This is a genomic window from Streptomyces sp. NPDC059255, from assembly GCF_042752355.1.
GTDB lineage: Bacteria > Actinomycetota > Actinomycetes > Streptomycetales > Streptomycetaceae > Streptomyces.
The window spans coordinates 795,978-819,887 of the sequence record NZ_JBHYZP010000001.1 but is presented as its reverse complement, the minus strand read 5'-3'; the positions used below and the strand labels follow the sequence as shown (position 1 = coordinate 819,887).

Annotated in this window: 21 protein-coding genes and 1 pseudogene; 12 read left to right on the top strand and 10 right to left on the bottom strand. The window is 72.3% G+C overall.

Annotation, left to right across the window (positions count from 1 at the left end; genetic code table 11):
- Nucleotides 1-21: 21 nt before the first annotated feature.
- Nucleotides 22-381 (bottom strand): WhiB family transcriptional regulator, encoded by a 360-nt coding sequence (locus ACFXKG_RS03650; RefSeq protein WP_384831613.1) that lies wholly within the window; start codon nucleotides 379-381, stop codon nucleotides 22-24.
- A gap of 71 nt (nucleotides 382-452) precedes the next feature.
- Nucleotides 453-2,303: a transketolase gene (locus ACFXKG_RS03645; RefSeq protein ID WP_384831610.1), complete on the bottom strand. Its 1,851-nt coding sequence runs from the start codon at nucleotides 2,301-2,303 to the stop codon at nucleotides 453-455.
- A 481-nt stretch (nucleotides 2,304-2,784) separates the two neighbouring features.
- Between ACFXKG_RS03645 and ACFXKG_RS03640 the strand changes: the two are divergent.
- Nucleotides 2,785-2,940, top strand: a pseudogene (locus ACFXKG_RS03640) (DUF5709 domain-containing protein); the annotation flags it as partial.
- Between the two features lie 123 nt (nucleotides 2,941-3,063).
- Here the strand turns inward: ACFXKG_RS03640 and ACFXKG_RS03635 are convergent.
- The 4 genes from ACFXKG_RS03635 to ACFXKG_RS03620 all read right to left on the bottom strand — a co-directional run bounded on the left by ACFXKG_RS03635 (nucleotide 3,064) and on the right by ACFXKG_RS03620 (nucleotide 8,345).
- A complete protein-coding gene (locus tag ACFXKG_RS03635) occupies nucleotides 3,064-4,887 on the bottom strand; it encodes a glycoside hydrolase family 2 protein (RefSeq protein WP_384831607.1) in 1,824 nt (607 codons plus the stop codon).
- 190 nt (nucleotides 4,888-5,077) lie between these two features.
- Entirely contained in the window at nucleotides 5,078-5,977 is a 900-nt protein-coding gene (locus ACFXKG_RS03630; RefSeq protein WP_384831605.1) for a carbohydrate ABC transporter permease, read from the bottom strand.
- Nucleotides 5,978-5,979: 2 nt separating this feature from the next.
- Nucleotides 5,980-6,945, bottom strand: coding sequence for a carbohydrate ABC transporter permease (locus tag ACFXKG_RS03625; protein ID WP_384831602.1), 966 nt, complete (start codon nucleotides 6,943-6,945; stop codon nucleotides 5,980-5,982).
- 23 nt (nucleotides 6,946-6,968) lie between these two features.
- Nucleotides 6,969-8,345: an extracellular solute-binding protein gene (locus ACFXKG_RS03620; RefSeq protein WP_384831599.1), complete on the bottom strand. Its 1,377-nt coding sequence runs from the start codon at nucleotides 8,343-8,345 to the stop codon at nucleotides 6,969-6,971.
- A gap of 219 nt (nucleotides 8,346-8,564) precedes the next feature.
- Between ACFXKG_RS03620 and ACFXKG_RS03615 the strand changes: the two genes are divergently transcribed.
- Nucleotides 8,565-9,620, top strand: coding sequence for a LacI family DNA-binding transcriptional regulator (locus ACFXKG_RS03615; protein WP_384831596.1), 1,056 nt, complete (start codon nucleotides 8,565-8,567; stop codon nucleotides 9,618-9,620).
- Between the two features lie 100 nt (nucleotides 9,621-9,720).
- Here the strand turns inward: ACFXKG_RS03615 and ACFXKG_RS03610 are convergent, their stop codons facing one another.
- Nucleotides 9,721-10,632, bottom strand: coding sequence for a LysR family transcriptional regulator (locus ACFXKG_RS03610; protein WP_384831593.1), 912 nt, complete (start codon nucleotides 10,630-10,632; stop codon nucleotides 9,721-9,723).
- Between the two features lie 120 nt (nucleotides 10,633-10,752).
- Between ACFXKG_RS03610 and ACFXKG_RS03605 the strand changes: the two genes are divergently transcribed.
- The 9 genes from ACFXKG_RS03605 to ACFXKG_RS03565 all read left to right on the top strand — a co-directional run bounded on the left by ACFXKG_RS03605 (nucleotide 10,753) and on the right by ACFXKG_RS03565 (nucleotide 20,951).
- A complete protein-coding gene (locus ACFXKG_RS03605) occupies nucleotides 10,753-12,882 on the top strand; it encodes an acetate--CoA ligase family protein (RefSeq protein ID WP_384831590.1) in 2,130 nt (709 codons plus the stop codon).
- Between the two features lie 2 nt (nucleotides 12,883-12,884).
- Nucleotides 12,885-13,736 carry a MaoC/PaaZ C-terminal domain-containing protein gene (locus ACFXKG_RS03600; protein WP_384831804.1) on the top strand — a complete coding sequence of 284 codons (852 nt, stop codon included), beginning with the start codon at nucleotides 12,885-12,887 and terminating at the stop codon, nucleotides 13,734-13,736.
- 26 nt (nucleotides 13,737-13,762) lie between these two features.
- Nucleotides 13,763-14,512 (top strand): 3-oxoacyl-ACP reductase FabG, encoded by a 750-nt coding sequence (fabG, locus tag ACFXKG_RS03595; protein WP_384831587.1) that lies wholly within the window; start codon nucleotides 13,763-13,765, stop codon nucleotides 14,510-14,512.
- 157 nt (nucleotides 14,513-14,669) lie between these two features.
- A complete protein-coding gene (locus ACFXKG_RS03590) occupies nucleotides 14,670-16,043 on the top strand; it encodes an MFS transporter (protein WP_384831584.1) in 1,374 nt (457 codons plus the stop codon).
- A complete protein-coding gene (locus ACFXKG_RS03585) occupies nucleotides 16,040-16,891 on the top strand; it encodes a MaoC family dehydratase N-terminal domain-containing protein (RefSeq protein ID WP_384831582.1) in 852 nt (283 codons plus the stop codon). Before ACFXKG_RS03590 ends, ACFXKG_RS03585 begins: the two co-directional genes overlap by 4 nt.
- The gene (locus ACFXKG_RS03580; RefSeq protein WP_384831579.1) at nucleotides 16,888-17,769 is read left to right on the top strand and encodes an HpcH/HpaI aldolase/citrate lyase family protein; all 882 of its coding nucleotides are present in this window, start codon (nucleotides 16,888-16,890) and stop codon (nucleotides 17,767-17,769) included. The genes ACFXKG_RS03585 and ACFXKG_RS03580 overlap by 4 nt, the downstream gene beginning before the upstream one ends.
- Nucleotides 17,766-18,590, top strand: coding sequence for an enoyl-CoA hydratase/isomerase family protein (locus ACFXKG_RS03575; RefSeq protein ID WP_384831576.1), 825 nt, complete (start codon nucleotides 17,766-17,768; stop codon nucleotides 18,588-18,590). The genes ACFXKG_RS03580 and ACFXKG_RS03575 overlap by 4 nt, the downstream gene beginning before the upstream one ends.
- Nucleotides 18,587-19,786: an acetyl-CoA C-acetyltransferase gene (locus ACFXKG_RS03570; protein WP_384831573.1), complete on the top strand. Its 1,200-nt coding sequence runs from the start codon at nucleotides 18,587-18,589 to the stop codon at nucleotides 19,784-19,786. Before ACFXKG_RS03575 ends, ACFXKG_RS03570 begins: the two co-directional genes overlap by 4 nt.
- A complete protein-coding gene (locus ACFXKG_RS03565; RefSeq protein WP_384831570.1) occupies nucleotides 19,761-20,951 on the top strand; it encodes a CoA transferase in 1,191 nt (396 codons plus the stop codon). The genes ACFXKG_RS03570 and ACFXKG_RS03565 overlap by 26 nt, the downstream gene beginning before the upstream one ends.
- A gap of 53 nt (nucleotides 20,952-21,004) precedes the next feature.
- Here the strand turns inward: ACFXKG_RS03565 and ACFXKG_RS03560 are convergent, their stop codons facing one another.
- The 3 genes from ACFXKG_RS03560 to ACFXKG_RS03550 all read right to left on the bottom strand — a co-directional run bounded on the left by ACFXKG_RS03560 (nucleotide 21,005) and on the right by ACFXKG_RS03550 (nucleotide 22,766).
- Nucleotides 21,005-21,289, bottom strand: a complete 285-nt coding sequence (locus ACFXKG_RS03560; RefSeq protein WP_384831567.1) for a cytochrome C oxidase subunit IV family protein — start codon at nucleotides 21,287-21,289, stop codon at nucleotides 21,005-21,007.
- Nucleotides 21,290-21,294: 5 nt separating this feature from the next.
- Nucleotides 21,295-21,867, bottom strand: coding sequence for a cytochrome c oxidase subunit 3 family protein (locus ACFXKG_RS03555; protein ID WP_384831565.1), 573 nt, complete (start codon nucleotides 21,865-21,867; stop codon nucleotides 21,295-21,297).
- A 68-nt stretch (nucleotides 21,868-21,935) separates the two neighbouring features.
- A complete protein-coding gene (locus tag ACFXKG_RS03550) occupies nucleotides 21,936-22,766 on the bottom strand; it encodes a hypothetical protein (RefSeq protein ID WP_384831563.1) in 831 nt (276 codons plus the stop codon).
- Between the two features lie 332 nt (nucleotides 22,767-23,098).
- Between ACFXKG_RS03550 and ACFXKG_RS03545 the strand changes: the two genes are divergently transcribed.
- Entirely contained in the window at nucleotides 23,099-23,863 is a 765-nt protein-coding gene (locus ACFXKG_RS03545) for an SDR family NAD(P)-dependent oxidoreductase (RefSeq protein ID WP_384831560.1), read from the top strand.
- The last annotated feature ends 47 nt before the right edge of the window (nucleotides 23,864-23,910 follow it).

Here is a 23,910-nt window from a genome sequence, read left to right as displayed (position 1 = left end):
CCGCGGGCGGTGACCGCCGTCTCAGGACGCCGAGTTCGGCCGGGGGCCGCGGGCCCGTGACTCCCCGCGCCCCGGTCCGCTCCGCGGGCTCCGGCGCCGACCCGCGCGGCGGCGCAGCCGCCTGCGCTCCGTCTCGTCCGTACCGCCCCACACCCCGGTGGTGCGCTCGGCGCTCAGCGCCCATGCGAGGCACTCGCCCTCCACCGGGCAGGCGTGGCACACCTGCTTGGCGCGTTCCGCCTGCTCGACGGCGGGTCCCTTCTCCCCCACGGGGAAGAACAGCTCCGGGTCGGCGTCGGCGCAGGCCGCGTGCCGCAGCCATGCCCAGGTGTCCCCGTCCTCCGCGATGTCCTGTTGTGCCGTGATCGGCAGCGCGCTCATGGGTTCCTCTCTCCTCCGCTCCGATTCCTGGACACCGGTTCGAGTACCCCGTGGCTCGCCGCGAAACAGGGTCAGACCATGACCCTTTCCGTCAGCAGCCGCACCGCCGCGGCCACCGACTCCGCGTCGATCCCCGCGGAACGCAGCTGCTCCCCCGGCGTCGCCGATCCGGGCTGGTTCCCCACCGCCAGGCGGACGAGGCGCCTCGGCGCGGGGCGGCCGTCCGAGAACACCTCGGCCACCGCGTCCCCGATCCCGCCCTCCGGGTGATGGTCCTCCACCGTGATCAGACAGCCCGTGTCGTCCGCCGCCGCCTGGAGCGCCGCCTCGTCCACGGGCTTGACCGAGTAGAGGTCGATGACACGGACGGGGATGCCCTCACGGGCGAGGGCGTCCGCCGCCGCGAGGCACTCGTGGACGGTGGTGCCGGCGCCGATCAGTGTCACGCGGTCCCCGTCGGAACGGCGCAGCGTCCTGCTGCCGCCGATGGGGAACTGCTCGTCGGGTCCGTAGACGACCGGTGTCTTTCCCCGGAGCGTGCGCAGATAGCGGACCCCGGACAGTCCGTACGTGGCCTCCACCAGCCGTGCCGTCTGGTTGGCGTCGCAGGGGTGGAGCACCGTGGTGCCGTGCACGGCGCGGAACATGGCGAGGTCTTCCAGGCCCATCTGGGAGGGGCCGTCCTGTCCGATCGCGACGCCGGCGTGGGAGCCCACGACGGTGAGCGAGGCCCGGCCGACGGCCGCCATGCGGAGGAAGTCGTGCGCACGGGTGAGGAAGGCGGCGAAGGTGGAGACGTACGGCGCGAGACCCAGTGCCTGCATGCCGACGGCCGCCCCCACGAGCTGCTGTTCGGCGATGTAGCACTCGAAGAACCGCTCGGGGTGCTCCTTGGCGAAGAACTCCACGCGGGTGGAGTCGCTCACCTCGCCGTCGAGGGCGACGACGTCCTCGCGGGCCGTTCCGAGGGCGGCGAGCGCCCTGCCGTACGCGTCCCGGGTGGCGACCTCGTCGCCCACGTCGTAGCGCGGCAGTTGGACGGGTCCGGTCCGCTGCGCGGTGCGGACGGCCGTGTCCGGCGCGGCGGGCCGGGCCACCTGCACCCGGATGGAGCGGCGTCCGCCCAGCTCCTCGATCGCGCTCCTGGCGTCCGGCAGCGGCTTGCCGTGCATGCCCTCGCGGTCCTCGACCGAGTGCACGCCGCGCCCCTTGCGGGTGCCCGCGATGATGGCGGTCGGCTGGCGCGGGGTGGACTTCGCCTCGTTGAAGGCGGCGTCCACGGCGTCCATGTCGTGGCCGTCGATCTCGACGGTGTGCCAGCCGAACGCGCGCAGCCTGCGGCCGTACGCGTCCAGGTCCCGCTGGTGGCGGGTGGGTCCCCGCTGTCCCAGCCGGTTGACGTCGATGACCAGGGTGACGGAGTCGAGGTGCTGGTCCCCGGCGTGTTCGACGGCCTCCCACACGGAGCCCTCGGCCATCTCGCTGTCGCCGGAGAGTACCCACACGTGGTAGGGGGTATGGCCGAGCCGCTGTCCGGCGAGTGCCATGCCGACACCGACGGGCAGCCCCTGGCCCAGGGAGCCGGTGGCGACATCGACCCACGGGAGCCTCGGGGTGGGGTGGCCTTCGAGCCGGCTCCCGAGGGTCCGGTAGGTGAGGAACTCCTCCTCGTCGATCGCGCCCGCCGCCAGGTACATGGAGTAGAGCAGCGGCGACGCGTGTCCCTTGGAGAAGATCAGCCGGTCGTTGCCCGGATGGCCGGGGTGGTCGAAGTCGTAGCGCAGGTGGTTGGCGAGCAGGGCCGCCATGAGATCCGCGGCGGACATCGAGGAGGTGGGGTGTCCGGAGCCCGCCGCATCGGCGACGCGCACCGAGTCGACCCTCAACTGCTGGGCCAGTTCGGTGAGTTGTTCGCTGTTCATGTCGCTCCTTCCGTAGCATGCCGGAAGGCCCTCCCGATCGTGGCGCTCGCGTCCGGCTCCGGAGGGCGAAAAATCGGGTCGTACCGGTCGTAAGGTCACGTGCCCGGAGGCAGCTCCGACAAACACCGCTCGCCCGCCCCCGGTGCGCGGCTCCCGCTGTGACGTGGTGTTTCACCTGCCATTTGACACCGAAACGAGAAATGGGAGGGTGGATCCGACGGATGAACCGCCCACGGGCGGCTGTCCCTGCGGCACCGCCTTGGCGACCCCGTTCTTCCCGCCGGCCCGGCCCCGGCACGGGGGAAGGAGCGGGGGACGGTACGAGCCGAGGAGGATCGCGTGAGTGACAGGAACGAGACCACCGGTGACGAGGCCTCCCAGCCGGACGGCGCCGAGGTCGGCGAGGACCAGGGCATTCCGGACGCCGAGGACACACTGGTCGACCGGGGTTCCGATCCCTACGACGAGGGCTGGCCACCGCCCGGACGGGGACGGCATCGGGGACCTGCCGCACGGGGAGGGCGAGCGCGTGGACCCGGAGGCCGGCGACGACCGCTCGGGCCGGCTGGTGACGCCGGACGGGGGCACCCGCGAGGACGCCGAGAAGGACATGATCGCCGACGCCGAGCGGGAGTGAGACGCGGTCCACCCCGCCCCACCCCGCCATGCCTGTACATCGATGTACATCCCGTTCCGTCGCGGCCCACACCCCGGGGGCCCGGGTCCCGCCGTGCGGGTCCGGGCCCCCGGGGACTCCCGGCTACCGCGGGTCGCGCTCCTCGATGGCGGCCGGACGGATCTGCGCGGCGCGGATCCGCTCGACGTCCAGCTTGGCGCCGCGGTCGAAGCGGTAGACGCCGTTGCGTTCCTGGAAGACGTCGGTGAGCTGGGTGTAGCAGTAGCCGAACATGGCGGGGTCGTCGAGCAGGACGCCCGTGAGCCCGGCGAACCGCGCGTGGAACTCCTCCTCGTCGCGCACCCGTTCGCCGTACCCCCAGGACTCCGTCCGGTCCTCGCCGGACTGGGCGGCGGCAGCGGCCGGGTCCCACCAGATCCCGCCGAACTCGCTGACGAAGTAGGGCTGGCCGCGGTACGGCACGGAGTAGGGGACGCCGTTCTCGTAGGCGTTGACGAACGGTTCGTCCTTGGCCAGGCCGGACATCTGGCGCTGGAAGGCGGCCGGGTCCTGTTCGTAGCTGTGGGAGTCGTAGATGTCGGTCTCGGTGACACGGTGCGCGTATCCGGACGCGTCGACGACCGGCCTGGTCGTGTCCATGGCCTTGGTGGCCAGGTACATCGCCCGGGTCACGGCGTCGAGTTGGGTGATGCGGTCGTGCAGTTTCTGGTACGTCTCGTTCAGCGGGCACCATCCGATGATCGAGGGGTGCGAGTAGTCGCGTTCCAGCGCTTCGAGCCACTGGGCGGTGTACGAGGCGTCCGGCCGCTGGTTGTCGCCCGACGAGCCGCCGGTCTCGCAGCCCCAGTCGCCGAACTCCCCCCAGACCAGGTAGCCGAGGCGGTCCGCGTGGTGGAGGAAGCGCTCCTCGAAGACCTTCTGGTGCAGGCGCGCGCCGTTGAAGCCGGCCGCCATGGCGATCTCGATGTCATGGATCAGGGCCTCGTCGGTCGGCGCGGTCATCAGACCGTCCGGGTACCAGCCCTGGTCGAGCACGAGGCGCTGGAAGACGGGACGGCCGTTGAGGGTGACGGCCTTGCCCTGGATGCCGACGGCACGGAGTCCGGCGTAGCTGTCCGCGCTGTCGGTCACCCGACCGGACGCGTCGAGGAGTTCGATGCGCAGGTCGTACAGGTGCGGGTCCTGCGGGCCCCACTCGCGCCGGCGCTCCTCGGGGACCGGGAGGTGGAGGCGCGGCGCGAGGTCGAGATCGGCGCGGACCTCCGCGCGGCAGACCTCGCCGGCGGCGTCGGAGAGCACGGCGCGCACCCGGTACCCGGGGCGGTTGCCGGAGAGGGGCAGTTCCAGGTGGAACGCCGATCCCGCCAGATCGGGCGTGATGCGGGGGCGACGCAGATGGAGGTCGGGGACGGGCTCCAGCCACACGGTCTGCCAGATGCCGGTGACCCGGGTGTAGTTGCAGTCGTGGTTGGCGTACTGGACGGCCTGCTTGCCGCGTGCCTGCGGACCGTGCCTCGGGTCGCGGGCGCGGACGGTGAGGGTGACCTCGTCTCCGGGACCGGCCACGTCACCGAGGTCGGCGGTGAACGGGGTGAACCCGCCTCGGTGGCGGGCCACTTCGGTGCCGTTGGCCCACACGGTGGTGTCGTGGTCGACGGCGCCGAAGTGCAGCAGCACCCGGCGTCCGGCCCACTCGGAGGGCAGGGTGAGCACCCGCCGGTACCAGACGGCCTCCAGGAAGTCGGTGTCCCCGATGCCGGACAGCTCCGACTCCGGCGGGAAGGGGACGAGGATCTCACCGGTCAGGGCGCGGTCCAGGAGGCCCCGCTCCCGACCGCTGTCCCCCCGGTCGGTCTCGAACTGCCAGGTGCCGTTGAGGTTGAGCCAGTCGTCGCGGACGAACTGCGGTCGCGGGTACTCCGGACGCGGTACGGGGGAAGTGGGCACACGTGCTCCAGTCGGTGTGAGGGCGGGCGGCGCGGTGACCGGACCCACGGATGTACATCGTTGTAAACATGTCCCGCGGAGTCGCCCTTGACGCATCGGGACGGGGAGGGAGCGGCGCCCCCGAATCCCCGGGCCGGGAACGGTGGCCGGGGCCGAAACCGGGATCGGGAACCGCTGCCGGGAAACGGGGTCAGGCGCCGCCGAGACCCGTGGTGGCCACCGATCGGACGATGCGCCGCTGGAAAAGGAGGAACATGACGATCAGGGGTAGCGAGGCGAGCAGCGCGGAGGCCATGGAGTGGGAGTACACGATACCGAAGGTGTCCTTGACCGTGGCCAGCCCCACCGGCAGGGTCATGAGGCCGGGGTCGTTGGTCACGATGAACGGCCACATGAAGTTGTTCCAGGCGCCGATGAAGACGAAGATCGCGACGGCGGCCACGATGGGCCGGGAGAGCGGCAGCACGACCGAGAAGAAGACCCGGGCCTCGGACGCGCCGTCGATCCGGGCGGCGTCCTCCAGTTCCCGGGGCAGGGCCTCGAAGAACCGTTTGAGGATGAACACCATCATCGGCGCCACCACCTGGGGCAGCACGATCGCCGCGTACGTGTCCACCAGGTCGAACAGGAGCATCTGCTCGAAGAGGGGGACGATGAGCAGCTGCGGCGGCACCATGATGGCGGCGACGGTGACGGCCAGCAGGACCCGCCGTCCGCGGAACGTGCCGCGGGCGAATCCGTACGCGGCGAGCGTGGAGACGGCCACGGTGATCAGCGTGACCAGACCGGCCACGAGAAAGCTGTTGAAGGCCCAGGTCAGTACGTTCCCGCGAGCCAGGATCTGCCGGTAGGACTCCAGGGTGAGGGCGCCCTTGAACGGGGACAGGCCCGGCGTCGACACGTCCTGTTCGCTCTGGAGGGAGGTGGCGACCGCCCACAGGAGCGGCAGCAGCCAGACGGCCGCCAGCACGGCCAGCGCGGTTCCGGCCAGTGCCCGCGGCAGCCGCCCCGGGCCGAGGAGCATCGGCGAGCCGCCGGCCTCGCGGGGCGCGCGGCGGCGCGGGCGCACGGGAGTTGCGGTAGCGGACACGGTCAGTCCTCCTGGCGGAAGAAGCGGAGCTGCGCGAGGGAGATGACGATCACCAGCGCGAAGAAGACATAGGAGACGGCCGAGGCGTAGCCCAGCCGGTAGCCGCTGAACCCGACGTCGTAGACGTACTCCAGGATGGGGCGGGTGGAGCCGTTCGGGCCGCCCTTGGTGAGGATGTAGATCTGGTCGAAGACCTTGAGCGAGGCCAGGACCTGGAGCATGCCCACCATCACGGTGGTCCGGCGCAGTTGGGGCAGAGTGATGGACCACAGCCGGCGCCAGGCGCCCGCGCCGTCGAGCGCGGCGGCCTCGTCGAGGGTCTCCGGCAGTCCCTGGAGGGCGGCCAGATAGAGCAGGAAGTTGAAGCCGACCGTCCACCAGACGGTCAGGGCGGCGATGGACCACATGGCGACCGCCTCGTCGGACAGCCAGCCGACGGGCTCCAGGCCGAGGGCGCCGAGCAGTTGGTTGGCGAAGCCGATGTCCGGCTGGTAGAGCCAGGTCCAGATGAGGGTCACCACGGTGACGGGCAGGAGGTACGGGGCGAAGAACGCCAGGCGCCACGCCCACTGTCCGGCCAGCCCGCTGTGCACCAGCAGCGCCATCGCGAGGGCGACCAGCACCAGGGGGACGCACGAGATGAGGGTGAAGAAGACCGTGTTGCCCAGGCTGCTCCAGACGTCCGGGTCACCGAACGCCTCGGCGTAGTTGGCGAATCCGACGAAGGACGTGTCGCGCAGCGCGAGCGAGCTGTCGGTGAGGCTCATCCACAGGCCATGGACGACGGGCCAGACCAGGAAGAGGCCGAAGAGCACCAGGAAGGGGAGGACGAAGAGCAGGCCGTTGTTCCGGCCGGTGGCCCCCTTGTCGCGGAGACGGAAGCGGAGGCGGAGGCGGCCGCGCGGGGCGGTGGACGGGGGCGGCGTGCCGGTGGGCACGGCGGCACCGGTGGGTGCGGTGGTGGTCACGTCTGTAGCTCCTTGTGCTGCGGTCAGGCCACCGGGTTGGGCTGCCGGAGCAGCGTGTCCGCCTCGCGGACCATCTGCCGTACGGCCTTCTCGGCCGAGGTGTTGCCGAGCAGCGCCGACTGGAGCGGCTGGCACATGCGGTTCTGGAAGTTCGAGGCGGCTCCGGCGAACCAGTTCGGCGGATCGAGCACCGCCACCTTTCCCGCTTCCGCGTACGACGACTGGGGTGTGAGGGCCGCGTATGCGGGGCGGGCGAGTACGGGCTGGTACGCGGGGATGTGCCCGGCGCTCGCCCAGGTGAGGCTCTGCTTGACCATCTGCGCCACGTACCGGTGCGCCTGGCGCCGCCGCGCGGGGTCGGGGTCGGCCTGGCGCGGCAGGACGAAGCTGTGGGAGTCGGTGTAGACGGCGGGCCGCTCGAAGACCTGCGGGAAGGGAGCGGCGCCCAGCGGTATCCCGGACTTCCGCAGGGTCGGCAGCTCCCACTCGCCGAGCATGGCCATACCGCCGCGGCGGTCGAGGAACGCGGCCATCGCACCGTAGTAGTCGAGGTTGTTGGGGTTGGTCCTGCCGTCGAAGAGCCGCTGCATGAACGTCACGACCCGGACGGCGGCGTCCACGTCGATCTCGGGCGGGCCGCCCTCGGGCAGGGTGAACTCGGCGCCCGTCTGGGCGTAGAAGGCCGCGAACTGCCGCCAGCACTGCGCGGTGTCGGTGACATGGCCGAAGAGAATGCCCGAACCGCCGGTGGCCTCGGCGAGCGCCTTCCCCGCGTCCAGCAGCGCCTCGGGGGAACCCATCGGGGCGAGTTCGCCCGAGGGGTCGAGAAGTCCGGCCCGGTCGGCCGCGTCGCGGTCGTAGAAGACGATGAAGGGGTGGATGTCCAGCGGGACCGCGTAGACGGTTCCCTCGTGCTGTGTGCGCTTCCAGACGGCCGGGGTGAAGTCGGCCTCGCCGCAGCCGAATTCGGCGAGCAGATCCAGGTCGAAGGGGTCCAGCAGGCCGCCCGGGGCGTATCCGGCCAGCCGCGAGAGGTGGAGCACGGCCACGTCGGAGGCGCGTCCTCCGGCGGCCGACATGGCGAGCTTGGTGTAGTAGGACGGCCCCCAGTCCAGGATGGTGCGGTCGACGGTGAAGCCATCGCGGGCGGCGGAGACGGCCTTGATCATGTCGTCCATCAGCATGCCGTCCCCGCCCTGGAAGAGGTCCCAGACGCGCAGGGCCGAGGCGTCCGCCGAGGCGGCGGGTGAGGCGCAGCCGGTCAGCGCGGCGGAGCCGAGCAGCGCGGTGCCGGCCCGGGCCATGCCGTAGCGCAGGAGCCCACGGCGGCTCGGGCCGCCCGGCGGCGGGGGCGTGAACGCGGGCCGGGGCCCCGGGGCGGGTGGGGAAGAAGAAGTCATCGCGGACCTTTCGACAGCCGGTCGGCTGCGCCGTTGACGGCGGCCACCGGTGCGGTGCCACGTTTTTACATCGATGTACAACGGCTGTAAAGAGCTGTGGCACTGCCCGTTGCCCGACGGGCCCGCCGGACCAAGCCGGGGCTCCCACCAGGGTCCGCGCGCCCTTCCCGACCGGTACGGCATAGACTCGGCGGTGCCCGAGAGCAGGGGGAAGACGCGGTGGCACGACCCAGGATCAAGGACGTCGCACGGCACGCGGGCGTGTCGGAGAAGACCGTCTCGAACGTCATCAACGACTACGTCCATGTGTCGGACCGGACCCGGCGCGTGGTCCGTGAGGCCATCGACCAGCTCGGCTACCGGGTGAACCTGGCGGGCCGCCATCTGCGCACCGGACGCAGCGGGATCATCGCCCTGGTCGTGCCGGAACTGGACGTCCCGTACTTCGCCGAACTGGCCCGGCATGTCATCCGCGCGGCCGAGCAGTCCTCGCTGACCGTGCTGGTCCACCAGTCCGGCGGGGACCGGGGCCACGAGCTGGCGGCGCTCGCGGGGTTCGGCTCCGACTTCGTCGACGGCGTCATCCTCAGCCCGCTCGCCCTGACCTCCGACGATCTGCGCGAACACGCGGGGTCCCCGCCGACGGTCCTGCTGGGAGAGCTGCTGGAGGAGGGGGCCGACCATGTGGCGATCGACAACGAACGGGCCGCGCGCGAGGCCACCGAGCACCTGATCGCCCGCGGGCGACGCGAGATCCTCGTCATCGGGGGCCGCGACAGCCCGGGGCTGGGCACGGCGGAGGCGCGCACGCGCGGGTACCGGGCGGCCCTGTCGGCGGCGGGTCTCGCCTACGACCCGGCGGCGCTGCTCCCCGTGGCGGCCTTCCGGATGCCGGACGGGGCCGAGGCGGCAGCCCGGGCACTGAGCGGCGGCGGGCACCCCGACGCGCTGCTGTGCCTCAACGACCAGCTCGCCCTGGGAGCGTTGCGGACGCTGCACGAGCACGGTGTACGGGTGCCCGAGGACATCGCCGTGATCGGCTTCGACGACGTGGAGGGCGGGCGGTACAGCGTACCGACCCTGAGCACCGTGGCCCCCGACAAGGGAGCGGTGGCCACGGCCGCCGTGCATCTGCTGCGGCACCGCATCGACGAGGCGAGCCGCCCGCGGGACCCGGCGGACGCGCCGTCGCAGGCCCCTCTGTCGCCGCAGGACCGCGTCGTGGCGCACCGCCTCGTCCTGCGCGAGAGCACCGAGGGCGCGGCGCACCGCTGATTGGTGCACCACTGATCCGTGCCCCACTGATCCGCGCCCCCTGTATCAGCGCGACCGCTGTGACGCCCCGGAGCACACCGTCCACGGGACGGTGTCCGCTTCAGTCCACCCGTTCGGACATGGTCTCGCCGATCCGCTGGGCCAGTTCACGGAAGCGCTGGCCCGACTGGCTTCGGTAGCGCGGGTTCCAGGCCACGGCCAGGCCGAGCGGGGGCTGCGGTCCCGCCGTGTCCAGCTCGCGGAACTCCACCCCCTGGCGGCGGCCTCGGGCCGCGCTGGAGGGGACCAAGGCCACCCCCATCGCGTTCTCCACCAGAAACAGCACCGTCTCCACCTGCACCGCTTCCTGCGCGACGCGGGGAGTGACGCCGGCCTCCTGGAAGAGCATCGTGCACAGCGCGTGCAGCCCCGGGATGGCGTGCGCGGTGTAGTCGATGAACGGCTCGTCGGCCAGGTCCCGCAGGGTGATGCGTTTCTGCCGGGTGAAGCGGTGCCCGGCCGGCAGCGCCACCACGAAACGGTCCGCCTCGACCGTGACGTACTGCAGATCGCTGCGCCGGATCATCGGAACCCGAACAATGCAGATGTCCAGGACGTGCCGCTCCAGGAAGTCCACCAGCGCGGTGTTCGTCTCCTCGGTGAACTGCACGGTGACGCCCGGGTACATCTCCCGGAAGACGGGCAGCAGCCGCGGCAGCAGCCGGTTCTTCGCCGAGCCGACGAAGCCCACGCGCAGCACTCCGGTGGCGCCCGCCGCGGTCGACCCGGCGACCCGGGCCAGCTCCGCGCAGTGGAAGAGGGCCGCCCGGGCGTGCTCCAGCGCGGCTTTCCCCGCCGCCGTCAGCTCGACGCTGTGCGTGGTGCGTTCGAAGAGGCGCGCGTTCACCTCCTCCTCCAGTTTGCGGATCGAGACCGACAGCGGGGGCTGGGTCATGTGGAGCCGCTCCGCGGCCGTCCGGAAGTTAAGGGTTTCGGCCACCTCCAGGAAGTGCCTGAGCTGCCGTAGCTCCACGCTGATACCTCCCGTGTATCAAGAGTTGGCAATCACTCCTTGCTCATTGTATGGCCGCAGCCGCGTCCGCAGAGTGGCTCGGACCACACTCATGCTGACCGAGCATCAAGGGAGCCGCCCATGTCAGCCGTGCCACCGCCGTCCGTTCCCACGGGTTTCGAGCAGGCGTTCCGGCCGCGTTCCGTCGCCGTGATCGGCGCCTCGGACGATGCGAGCCGCATCTCGGGACGGGCCCTGCACTATCTGCTGCGCAGCGGCTACGGTGGCGCGATCTATCCGGTCAACAACAAGCGGGACACCGTCCAGGGGGTCCGGGCCTACCCGTCGCTCGACGCGGTCCCCGACGTCCCGGACATCGCGCTGATCGGTCTCCCCTCCCATCTGCTGAAGCAGGCGGTGACCGACTGCGTGGCCAAGGGGGTCGCCGCCGCCGTCGTCTACGCGGCCGGATTCGCGGAGACCGGCGAGGCGGGCCAGGCCCTCCAGGACGAGCTGGCCGAGCTGGCCCGCGCCGGTGGCCTGCGCCTCTTCGGCCCGAACTGCCTGGGGCTGCTGCACGCCGAGAGCGGCTTCGTCGGCACCTTCAGCAGCGCCTTCGACGCGGAGGTGCCCACCGGCGGCAATGTGGCGGTGGTCAGCCAGAGCGGCGCGTACGGCGGCCACCTGGCCTATCTGTGCCGCAACCGCGGCATCGGTGTCGGCTACTGGGTGTCCACCGGCAACGAGGCCGGCACCGATGTCGCCGAGTGCGTCCACTGGCTCGCCCTCCAGGACGACGTGTCGGTGATCCTCGCCTACGCCGAGGGGGTCCGGGACGCCGGCCGGCTGCGTACCGCGCTCGCCGTCGCCCACGAGCGGCGCAAGCCCGTCATCTTCATGAAGGTCGGCTCCTCCAGCACGGGCGCGGCGGCCGCCGCCTCGCACACCGCTTCCATGGTCGGCAGCGACGACGTCTACGACGCACTCTTCCGCCAGTACGGCGTCCACCGGGCCCGCACCACCCAGGAGCAGGTCGACCTCGCCTACGTGTGCAGCCGCGGCGTCCTGCCGGCCGGCCGGCGGCTGGGGGTCGTCAGCGTCTCCGGCGGCTTCGGCGTGCAGCTGTGCGACGCGGCCGAGCGCCACGGGCTGGACGTGGCCGGTCTGCCCGAGGAGGCCCGGGCCCGGCTGCGCGAGATCAACCCGATGGGCAGCGACGACAACCCCTGCGACACCACGGCCGGCTGGCTCAACGACATGTCGCTGATCACGGACACCTACCGGCTGATGTACTCCGAGGGCGACTACGACGCCGTGGTCGGTTCCTTCACGATGCTCCCCGACTCGCCCACCTACGGCGAGGCCATCAAGGAGGCCATCGGCAAGGGAACCGCCGCATACCTGGACCGGCCGACCGTGCTGTGCATGGAGGCGCGGTCCGAGGTGGTGCGCTCCTACGAGGCCGCGGGCTTCCTCGTCTACGACGACTCCGAGCGCGCGGTGGCGGCCCTGGCGGGGGCGGCCCGGCTGCGGGAAGGCTTCGAACGGCCGCTGTCCGCGGAGTGCCCCGCTTCCTCCGTCCCCCGCCTGGACCTCCCCGACGGTCCGCTCTCCGAGGCGACCGCCCGGAACCTGCTCGCCCCGGCGGGCATCGCCTTCCCGTTCTCCCGGGTGACCGGTTCGCCGCGGGAGGCCGCCGAGGCGGCGCGCGAGGCGGGCTTCCCGGTCGTCATGAAGATCGTCTCGCCCGACATCCCGCACAAGACCGAGATCGGCGGGGTCCTGCTGGGCGTCGCGGACGCCGACGCGGCGGACGCCGCGTACACCACGCTCGTCGAACGCGTCCGCGCCGCCCGACCCGACGCCCGTGTCGAGGGCGTCTCCGTCGCGGCGACCGCGCCGGACGGTCCCCATCTCATCGTCGGCACCCGCAGCGACCCGGTCTTCGGCCCCGTGGTGATGGTCGGAACCGGCGGGGTGCAGGCCGAGCTCTTCCACGACGTCGCCGTCCGGGTCGGTGCCGTGGACCACGCCGAGGCGCTGCGGATGCTCGCCGAGATCCGCGGCCACGCCCTGCTCACCGGTTTCCGCGGCGCGCCCGTCGCCGACTCGGGGGCCGTCGCCGACCTCCTGGTCACGGTCTCCGCGCTGGCCGTCGCCCACGCCGGCCGGATCGACTCGCTGGAGCTGAACCCCGTGGTCGTCCGTGCGGACGGCCTCGGCGCCCTGGCGCTGGACGCCCTCGTCGTCACCCACGGGACAGGGCGGTGACCATGGACCCGTACGCACTGCTGCGCCGCGAGTTCGCCCCGGTCCGGCACCGCTACACCGCCCGTGACACCGCCCTCCACGCGCTCGGGCTCGGGCTCGGCGGTGACCCTCTGGACGCGCGGCAGCTCGCCTACGTACTGCCCGAGCGGTGCGCGGCCTTCCCGACCCTGCCCAACGTCCTCGGCTACAGCGGTTTCTGGGCCCGCGAGCCCGGTACCGGCATCGACTGGCGGCGCCTGCTCCACGTCGAGCAGTCCCTCACCCTGCACGAACGGCTGCCCGCCGACGGCGATGTCACCGGGTACACGCGCGTGACCGGCGTCGTCGACAAGGGCGAAGCCAAGGGCGCCCTGCTGTACCAGGAACGCCGCCTCACCGACAGCGCCGACGGCCGGCTGCTCGCCGAGGTCGGCCAGGTGAGCCTGCTGCGCGGCGACGGCGGCTGCGGCAGCACCATGGCCGCCCCGCCCGCCCCGCACCGCGTTCCCGAACGGGCGCCGGACCACGTCCAGGACCTGCCCACACTGCCGCAGGCCGCCCTGCTGTACCGGCTCAGCGGCGACCACAACCCCGTGCACAGCGACCCCGCCACGGCCCGCGGCGCCGGCTTCGACCGGCCCCTGCTGCACGGGCTGTGCACCTTCGGCGTCGCCGTGCACGCCCTGCTCGCCGGTCCGCTGGCGTGGGACGCCGCGCGCCTGCACCGGCTGCGGGTCCGCTTCACCGCCCCCGTGTACCCGGGGGAGACACTGCGCACCGAGTCCTGGACCGACGACGGCACCGTCTCCTTCCGCACCCATGTCATCGAACGGGCGACGGTCGTCCTGGACGCCGGCCGCGCCGATCTCCGCTGAACCACCCGCACCTCAGGAGCCGCACCATGGATCTGGAACTCGCCGGCCGCACGGCCGTCATCACGGGCTCGGCCCGCGGCCTCGGCGCCGCGACCGCGCTGCGGCTGGCCCGGGAGGGCGCCGCCGTCGTCGTCACCGACATCGACGAGGAGGGCGCCCGCGCCACCGCCGCGGCCATCACCGCGCTGGGCCACCGCGCCGTCGCCGTCCGCGCCGACATCACCTCGGGCCCTGACGTCGACACCCTGGTGGCCGCCGCGAACGACGCGTTCGGGCCCGTGCACATCCTCGTCAACAACGCGGGATTCCCGCGCGACACCTTCCTCACCCGGATGACCGACGCGGAGTGGGACTCCGTCATCGAGGTCATCCTCAAGGGCTCGTTCCTCGTCACCCGCGCCGTCATGCCGCAGCTCATCGAGGGCCGCTGGGGCCGCGTCGTCAACATCTCCTCCCGCAGCCACTTCGGCACCGCGGGCCAGGCGAACTACTCCACCGCCAAGGCCGGCATCCTCGGCTTCACCCGCGCGCTCGCCGCCGAACAGGGCCGTTACGGCATCACCGTCAACGCGGTGGCCCCCGGCTTCATGGAGACGGAGGCGGTGCTCGCCCTCGACGCGTACGAACGGCTCCGCGACCGCGCCGTGGCCGCCCAGCCTCTGCGCCGCCCCGGGCGCCCCGAGGACATCGCGGACGCCGTCGCCTTCCTTGCCTCGGAGCGCGCCTCCTTCATCACCGGCGAGACCCTGCACGTCACCGGCGGCCGCTACGGCTGAGCCGGCCGGCGCGCGGGGCCGGGACGCGCCCGGTCCCGCCACCGGGGCCTCCCGTCCGCTCCCCCGCACCGGTGCCCGTCCCCTCCCGCGCGGCCCGCCGGGAGACCACCACCGTCCGTTCCCCCACGCTTGCCGAAGATGTCAATGGAGATGTCCCATGAGCGTTCCCTCCCCATCCGCCGAAAAAGCCGCGCGTCCCGGTGACACGGCCGCCGCCCGCCGCACCAAGGTCCGCTACCTGATCGTGACGCTGCTGTTCCTGGTCTCGACCCTCAACAACGCCGACCGGGCGATCCTGTCGATCACCGGCTCGGAGATGCAGGGCGACATCGGGATGAGCGATGTCACCCTCGGCTACCTCTTCTCCGCCTTCTCCTGGGCGTACATGCTCGCCCAGCTGCCCGGTGGCTGGATCGTGGACCGCTGGGGAGCCCGGCGGGTGTACGCGGGCAGCATCTTCCTGTGGTCGCTGACCACGCTGCTCCAGGGCTTCGTCCCGCTGTTCGGTCTCGGCTCGATGCTGATCGCGCTGTTCATCCTGCGGATCGCGGTCGGCATCGCCGAGGGGCCCGCGTACCCCACCAACGGGCGCGTGGTGGCGACCTGGTTCCCCGCCTCCGAACGGGCCACCGCCTCGGCCGTCTTCAACGCCGCGCAGTACGCCGCGCCCGTCATGTTCACCCCGTTCATGGCCTGGCTGACCCACAGCTGGGGCTGGCCCTCGGCCTACTTCGTCATGGGCGGCATCGGCATCGCCCTGAGCATCCTGTGGTGGGCCGCCTACCGCCAGCCCCGCGACCACGCCCGCGTCTCCGAGGGCGAACTCGCCCACCTCGTGGAAGGCGGCGCCCTGGTCGACATCGAACAGGCCACCCCCGTGGGCTCCTCGCACGGCCTGACCACCTGGTCCGTGGTCCGCCAGCTCCTCAGCAGCCGGATGATGATCGGCATCTACCTCGGCCAGTTCTTCATCACCACGATCGTCTACTTCTTCCTCACCTGGTTCCCCATCTACCTGCTCAAGGGGCTGGGAATGCCGCTGCTGGAAGCCGGCTTCACCGCCGCCATCCCCGCGCTCTTCGGATTCGTCGGCGGCATACTCGGCGGCCTTCTCTCCGACTCGCTGCTGCGCCGCGGCATGTCGGTGACGGCGGCCCGCAAGATCCCGATCGTGTCCGGTCTGACCCTGTCCGTCTGCATCGTCGCCTGTGCCTGGACCGACAGCCGGACGGTCATCATCGTCCTGATGGCGGTCGCCTTCTTCGGCAAGGGACTCGGCAGCCTGGGCTGGACCACCGTGTCCGACACCTCCCCCAAGGAGGCGGCGGGCCTGTCCGGCGGACTGTTCAACACCTTCGCCAATCTCGCCGGCATCACCACCCCCATCATCATCGGCTACGTGGTCGACATCACCGGGTCCTTCGACGGCGCGCTCCTCTTCGTCGGCCTCTCCGGGCTGGGCGCCGCGCTCTCCTTCCTGCTGATCACCGGCCGTATCGAACGCATCGAGCTGAAGGGAACCACCGCATGACACCGCCGCCCGACCCCGGCGACCGGGAGGGCAGGAGCGAGGAGGCCGAGGACACCCCGGACCCCGGGTCCCACGCCGCCCTCGCCGCCCTGCTGGACCGGCCCGCCGCCGACGCGGCCGCCCCGCTGCCCCCGCTCCTGCACTGGCTCTGCTTCCGCCCCCGCGTACCGCGCGGCGAGCTGGGCCCCGACGGTCACCCCCGCACGGGCGGCTTCCTGCCCCCCGTCGAACTGCCGCGCCGGATGTGGGGCGGCGGGGAGCTCGCCTTCGCCGCACCGCTGCGGACCGGCGTCCCCGTCCACCGCACCTCGGTCATCGCCCGGGTGAGGCGCCGCGAGGGCCGCAGCGGGCCGCTGGTCCTCGTCACCGTCGACCACACGCTGCGCCAGAACGGCGCGAGCGTCCTCACCGAACGACAGGACCTCGTCTACCGGGCCGCGCCGACCGCCGCCGCGGACGCGCCCGGGGACGCGGCCGGGGCGGAGGAGGAACAGCCGCCGGGGCGGTGGCGGCGTTCCCTCGTACCCGACCCGGTGCTGCTCTTCCAGTACTCGGCGCTGACCTTCAACAGCCACCGCATCCACTACGACCGCCCGTACGCCCGCGAGGAGGAGGGGTATCCCGGTCTCGTCGTGCACGCGCCGCTCACCGCGACCCTGCTGCTCGACCACTACCTGCGCCACCGGCCGGCCGCCCCCGTCACCGGTTTCCGGTTCCGCGCGGTCCGCCCCGCCTTCGACGGGCACGCACTCGTTCTGCACGCCACCCCCGTCCCCGGCGGCGCGCGGCGGCGCGCCCCCCACGACCGCGGGCGGACCGTGATGAGCGCGGAGGTGGACGCCGTATGACCGGCAGTACTCCGTGGCGGTCCCTGCTCTTCGTCCCCGCCGACAACGAACGGCTCCTCTCCGGCGCACACCGGCGCGGCGCCCACGCGCTCGTCCTCGACCTGGAGGACTCGGTGTCCGAGGCCGGGAAGGAAGCGGCGCGGCAGAAGCTGCCCGGGCATCTGGTACGGCTGGCCGCGCTGGACCAGCGGGTGACGGTACGGGTCAACTCCGGCGCGGCGGAGCGCGAACGGGACCTGCGCGCGGCCGTCGGCCCCGGCCTGCGGGCGGTTGTCCTGCCCAAGGCCGAGGACCCGGCCGAAGTCGCCGACGCCGCCGCCGTCCTGACCGCGCTGGAGCGGGAACGCGGCCTGCCCGAGGGCTCGGTGGGGATCGTGCCGCTGATCGAGTCGCCCGCCGCGCTGTTCGCGCTGCCCGCGCTGGCCGCCGTGCCCCGCGTCCGCGGGCTGGCCCTGGGCAGCGAGGACTTCTCCCTGTGCCTCGGGGTGGCCCCGACGCCGGCGGTGCTCACCGAGCCGTGCCGCTGGATCGCGCTCGCCGCCGCGGCGGCCGGCGTCGCCTCCTACGCGCTGCCCGTCTCGCTGGCCACCCTGGACGGCGGCGAGGAGCTGACCCGTGCGGCCCGCCAGGCCAGGGAACTCGGCGTCACCGGCGCGCTCTGCGTGCACCCCGCGCAGGTCGCCGCCGTCAACGCGGCCTGGCTGCCGTCCGTACCGGAGGTGAGCGGCGCCCGCCGGATCGCGGACGCCTGGCGGGCGCGGGAGCGGGGCGCGGGCGCGATCCGGGTGGACGGCCTGATGGTCGACGCTCCCGTGGCCCGCCGCGCCCTGGACCTGCTGGCCGAGGCCGGCGACGGCGGAGCGGAGGGAACCCGGTGAGCGCGGACGTACGGCTCAGTGTGCGGGACGGGGTGGCGCTGCTCGTCCTGGACAATCCTCCGCTGCATGTGTGGAACGCCGGCATGACCCGTGGCCTGAGCCGGGCCCTGGACGCCGTGGAGGCCGACCCCGAGGCGCGTGTCGTCGTCCTCACCGGCGACGGCGACCGCGCGTTCTGCGCCGGTTCCGACATCGCCGAGTTCGCGGGGATGCGGGCGCCCGGTGAGGCGGTGGCCCGCAAACTCCGGCCGCAGCAGGAGCTGTTCGCGCGGCTCGCGGCCCTCCCCCGGCCCACGGTGGCCGCGCTCAACGGTCACACCCTGGGCGGTGGCCTGGAGATCGCGGTCTGCTGCGACCTGGTGGTCGCCGAGGAACACATCGCGATCGGCTCGCCGGAGATCAAGCTCGGTGTGTTCCCCGGCAGCGGCGGCACGTTCCGCGTCGCCCGCCGCATCGGCGCGGGCCGGGCCAAGGAGATGCAGCTGCTCGGCGAGCCGGTCACCGCGGCGACCGCCCTGGAGTGGGGGCTCGTCAACCGGGTCGTACCCCGCGGCGGATCCCGAGCGGCGGCCCTGGAGCTGGCGCGGACCCTGCTGGACCGGCCGCCCCGGGCCATGGCGCTGTGCAAGTCGGTGGTCGACGCCGCGCACGACCTCACGGAGGACGAGCTGATCGAACTGTCCCTGCGCGCGAGCGACGAGGCGTTCACCTCCGCCGAGAGCGCCGAGGGCACCGCCGCGTTCCTGGCCCGCCGGGCCCCCGCCTTCCGGGCCTTCCCCGGCCCGGTCCCCTCGACGAGTGAGAAGGAGAACCAGTCATGACCCGCGCGGCGATCGTCGCCCCCGTCCGTACCCCCATCGGCGCCTTCGGCGGTGCCCTGCGTCCGGTGCCGGTGGAGAAACTGGGAGCCGCCGTGGCGAGGGAGACGGTCGTCCGGGCCGGGATCGATCCCGGCCGTGTCGAGGACGTCGTCTTCGCCCAGTCCTACGCGAGCAGCGAGACGCCCTGCGTCGGCCGCTGGATCGCCCTGGAGGCCGGCTTCCCCGTCGAGGTGCCCGGCATGCAGCTCGACCGGCGCTGCGGCGGCGGGCTCCAGTCCGTCGCCACCGCCGCCATGATGGTGACCTCCGGGGCCGCCGACGTCGTCGTCGCCGGTGGCGTGGAGAGCATGAGCAACGTCGAGTACTACAGCACCGACATGCGCTGGGGCGGCCGCTTCGGCTCCACCGCGTTCCACGACCGGCTCGACCGGGGCCGCGAACGCGCCCAGCCCGAGCACCGGTTCGGCCGGATCTCCGGCATGATCGAGACGGCCGAGAACCTGGCCCGCGCCTACGGGATCACCCGCGAGGAGTCCGACGCCTACGCCGCGCGCAGCCACCGCAGGGCCGCCGCCGCCTGGGAGGCGGGCCGCTTCGCCCGCGAAGTCGTCCCCGTCACCGTCCCCCAGCGCAAGGGCGACCCGCTGACCGTCGACCGTGACGAGGGCGTACGGCCCGGCTCCACCGAGGAGAAACTGGCGCGGCTGCGCCCCGTCGAGCCGGGGGGCACCGTGACGGCCGGCAACGCCTGCCAGCAGAACGACGCCGCCGCGGCCTGCCTCGTGGTGTCCGAGGACCGGCTGGAGGAACTCGGTCTCACCCCGGTCGCCTTCCTCGGCGGCTGGTCCGCCGCCGGCTGCGAGCCCTCCCGTATGGGCATCGGCCCGGTGCCCGCCACCGCCCGGCTGCTGCGGAGGCTCGGCCTGACCCTCGACGACATGGACCTGATCGAGGTCAACGAGGCGTTCGCCTGCCAGGTCCTGGCGGTGCTGCGGGAGTGGGGCGTCGACGACGACTCCGAGCGGGTCAACGTGAACGGCTCCGGCATCTCCCTCGGCCACCCCGTCGGCGCCACCGGCGTCCGGATCATGACCACACTGCTGTACGAGATGGAGCGCCGCGGCGCCCGCTACGGCCTGGAGACCATGTGCGTCGGAGGAGGTCAGGGCATTGCCGCCGTCTTCGAACGCGCCTGAGCCGCGCCCCGGACCGCTGGCCGGGCTCCGGATCGTGGAGCTCCCGGCGTTCGTCGCCGCTCCCCTGGCCGGGATGACACTGGCCCAGCTCGGCGCCGAGGTGATCCGGATCGACCCGCTGCGGGGCGGCATGGACCAGCACCGCTGGCCGCGGACCGGGGACGGCGCGAGCCTGTACTGGGCGAGCCTCAACAAGGGCAAACGGTCGGTCGCCCTGCCGCTGGACACCCCCGAGGGGCAGCGGGCCGCGGCCGACATCATCTGCGCCGCGGGAGAGGGCGGCGGCATCGTCGTCACCAACCTCCCGGCGCGCGGCCTGCTCTCGTACGACCTGCTGTCGGCCCGCAGGCCCGATCTGATCATGATGCGGCTGCTGGGCAACCACGACGGCTCCCCCGCCGTCGACTACTCGGTGAACTGCGCCAGCGGTTTCCCGCACGCCACCGGCGCCACCGAGGCCCCGGTCAACCATGTCCTGCCGGCCTGGGACATCGCCGCCGGGCTCTATCTGACGACCGGTCTGCTCGCGGCCGAGCGGCGGCGGCAGGCCACGGGGGAAGGCCAGGAAGTCACCCTGGCACTCTCCGACGTCATGCTCGCCACGGTCGGCAACCTCGGCTACCTCGCCGATGTGCAGATCAACGGCGTCTCCCGGGAACCCGTCGGCAATGCCCTGTACGGGGCGTTCGGGCGGGACTTCGCCACCTCCGACGGGCGCTCGGTCATGGTCGTGGCCATCACGACCCGGCAGTTCGACGCGCTCGGCCGGGCGACCGGGCTGACCGGGAAGCTGAGACTCGCCGGCGAGCTCGTGGACGCCGACCTCACCACGGAAGGCGGCCGCTACGCCGCCCGGCACGCGCTCGCCGCGGTGCTGGAACCCTGGTTCGCCGCGCGCACCCTCGCCGAGGTCCGTGCCGCGTTCGCGGGATCGGGCGCGCTGTGGGGTCCGTACCAGACCTTCCGGCAGCTCGTGGCGGAGGACGAGCGCTGCTCCCCCGACAACCCCATGTTCTCGTGGATCGAGCAGCCCGGCATCGGCACCTACCTCGCGCCGGGGTCGCCCCTCTCCTTCTCCCGCGACCCGGTGCCGCCCGCCCGGCCGGCGCCCGCCCTCGGCGCCGACACGCAGGATGTCCTGGCGGCGGCCGGCCAGGCGCGGTGAGCGTCGCCCGGGGCCGCGGGACGGGTGCCCCCGCCCCGGGCTCGCCTGCCCCCTCAGCGGTCGCCGACGAGATACATGGCCACGAGCACCGTGCACACCACGACGGTCCATCCGCCGAACAGCAGGCGCAGCACTCTCGGCGCCTGGGAGAGCTCCATGAAGTAGCGGCCGACCAGGTACACCTTGAGGAAGGCCACCGCCAGTACGCCCACGGTCGCGGCCTGCCGGGCACCGTGGCCGTCTCCGAGGTACCAGGACACCGCTGTCGCGCCCATGAGGGCGAGCCATACGAGGACGGCGCGATGTCTGGCCGTGCGGGCCGCGGCGGGTGTCGGCACGGGGGTCACCTCATCAGGTAGAGCAGTGCGAAGAGGACGATCCAGAGCAGGTCCACGAGATGCCAGTAGCAGCCTCCGGCTTCGAGGACACGCATCTCCTCGGCGCCGGGAGCGGGGGTACGGGCGATCCTGTACATGATCACCAGGGCGGCCATCCCGATCAGCAGATGGAGCAGGTGGATGCCCGTGAGGACGAAGTAGTACATGAAGAAGACGTTCACCGACGGCCCGTGCCCGGCCTGGATCTCGTGCGCGTACTCCAGGTACTTGTCGACCACGAAGCCCGCTCCGCAGAGCAGCGTGACGACGAACGACCACGCGCCCGACCGGGCGGCCCCCCGGCGCAGCGCGTGCAGGCCCAGCACGACGCACACCGATCCGGTGAGCAGCAGCAGGGTGTTGACCGTGCCGAACGTCAGGCTCAAGGCCTGGCGGCCCCGCTCGAACTCCTCCGGGCTGCGCGACCGCTCGTGGACGAACACGCAGAAGAGCACCGTGAAGACGACGAGGTCTCCGAAGATGAAGACCCAGATGCCGGTCTCCCCGGGTACCCGGCCGTCGCCCCGGGAGGGCCGCACGGGCCCCCTCGGAGCGACGCGTGCCACGAACGGATCGGCGAAGGAATCCGAAGTCCGCGTAGGGCCGGTCACGACACGCCGGCCGGCTCTCGTTCACCGGCTCCACGAGCCGGTTCCTGCTCGTGTACGAAGCCGTTCCTGACGTTCCGCATCGAGAGGTAACTGAAGTACAGGACCCACATGCCGAAGACGACGAACGGTATCCAGAGGCACACCACGCCGGTCCAGCCGAACGGCCCGTCCTTGAAGAACCAGACGGTGCCGCCCGGGATGAAGCAGACACCGGCCCAGATACTGAAGTAGCCCGTCCAGCGCGGGTAGACGGGGGCGTCGGTCCTGTCCAGCAGGATGTTCAGCCCGAGCGCGACGGCCCAGATGGTGAACGGCGGCCACGTGCCGAGCAGGATGATGTAGGCCGCGTCGTTGAACGCCTGGGTGATCTCGGGTGACACCTCGCCGGCCCGGAAGGCCGCCGTCGCCCAGAGGCCGCAGTTCACGACGATCTGCGCGGTGCCCGCGGCCATGCAGGTCAGCTGTACGTAGGTCAGCGCAGGGAAGAGTCCTTCCTTGCGCCGGGTCTGGACGGCCACGCACACACCCCACACGCCCATCAGCGCGTAGGCCATGGTGGAGAGGACGAGGCCGATACGGATGGGTGTCGCGTGGTCCTGGTAGTACCGCGCCACCTGCTCCGCGGAGTCGCCCGGATGGATGGCGGGCGGGAAGTAGCGCGCGAGCCACACGCTGCCTATCGCGAAGAGGACGACCATCGCGGGCCCGCACCACGCGATGAGGAGCTGGGAGTTACGGCTCATGCTCCGGAGGTCGGGTTCCGCCCGACCGGCGGGATTCGAGCCCTGGCCCGTGGTGGGAGCCACGACGGTATCGGGGGCGCTCATGGGTGCCCTCCTTCTCACTCGACCGATGGGGACGCGGGCGGGCCGGGTGCCGGTCGGCGCCTTCTGCGCGACGCGGGGAAACGTCCGCGGCCCGCCCCTCGTACTGTGCTGGCCGCCGGCCGCTCGTCGGCGGGGGCGGCACATCGAGCGATCCTCAGTCAACAAACAACTGATTGTTTGCGAAGGTAGCTCCGCCCCTGATGAGTGTCAACAGGACTGACACATCACCACCTTGCAACAAACAACCATTTGTTCTAGCGTGAGGATCCGTTGCGGGCCTGGGCCCGCGGGCCCGTCGTCGTAACGGGTCGACCAAGCGGAAGGAGCAGGCCGTGACTGCCGGTGGACAGCACGTCAGCACGCTTGAGGGAAGGACCGTCCTGATCACGGGGGCGGGCTCGGGAATCGGCCGGGCGACCGCGCGGCTCACCGCCGCGGCGGGGGCGTTCGTCGTCGCCACGGACGTCAAGGGCCACGACGAGACCGCGGCGGCCATCACCGATGCCGGTGGCGGGGCCGAGGCGCGCACGCTCGACATCACCGACGCCGGCGCGTGGCGGAGTGTGGTGAACGAGGTGCTGTCGTCGCACGGCCGGATCGACGGCCTGGCCAACATCGCCGGCATCGTGTCCAGCACGGACACCCTGCTGACGCAGACCGAGGAGGGGTGGGACCGGCTCATCGGCATCGATCTCAAGGGCCCGTGGCTGGGGATGCGGGCGGTCATCCAGCACATGCTGGCCGCCGGGTCCGGAAAAATCGTGAACACCGCGTCCACGGCGGGGCTCATCGGCATGCCCGACGTGCTGGCCTACTCGGCGGCCAAGGGTGGCGTCATCGCCATGTCCCGACAGGTCGCCGTGGAGTACGCGGCGCGGAACGTCCAGGTGAACGTGGTCGCTCCCGGGGTCATCCGTACCCCCATGCACGGTGATGTCACCCCCGAGCTCATGACCGCGGTGAAGGCGGCGACCCCGGCCGGCCGCATCGGCGAGCCGGAGGACATCGGGAACATGGTCGCCTACCTGCTCGGGCCGGCCGCCGACTTCGTCACGGGTCAGGTGTTCACCGTGGACGGGGGCTGGACCGCGCAGTAGGAGTACGGGAAGCCGTACGGCGCGCCCTGCGCCGAGGCGCCGCTCCA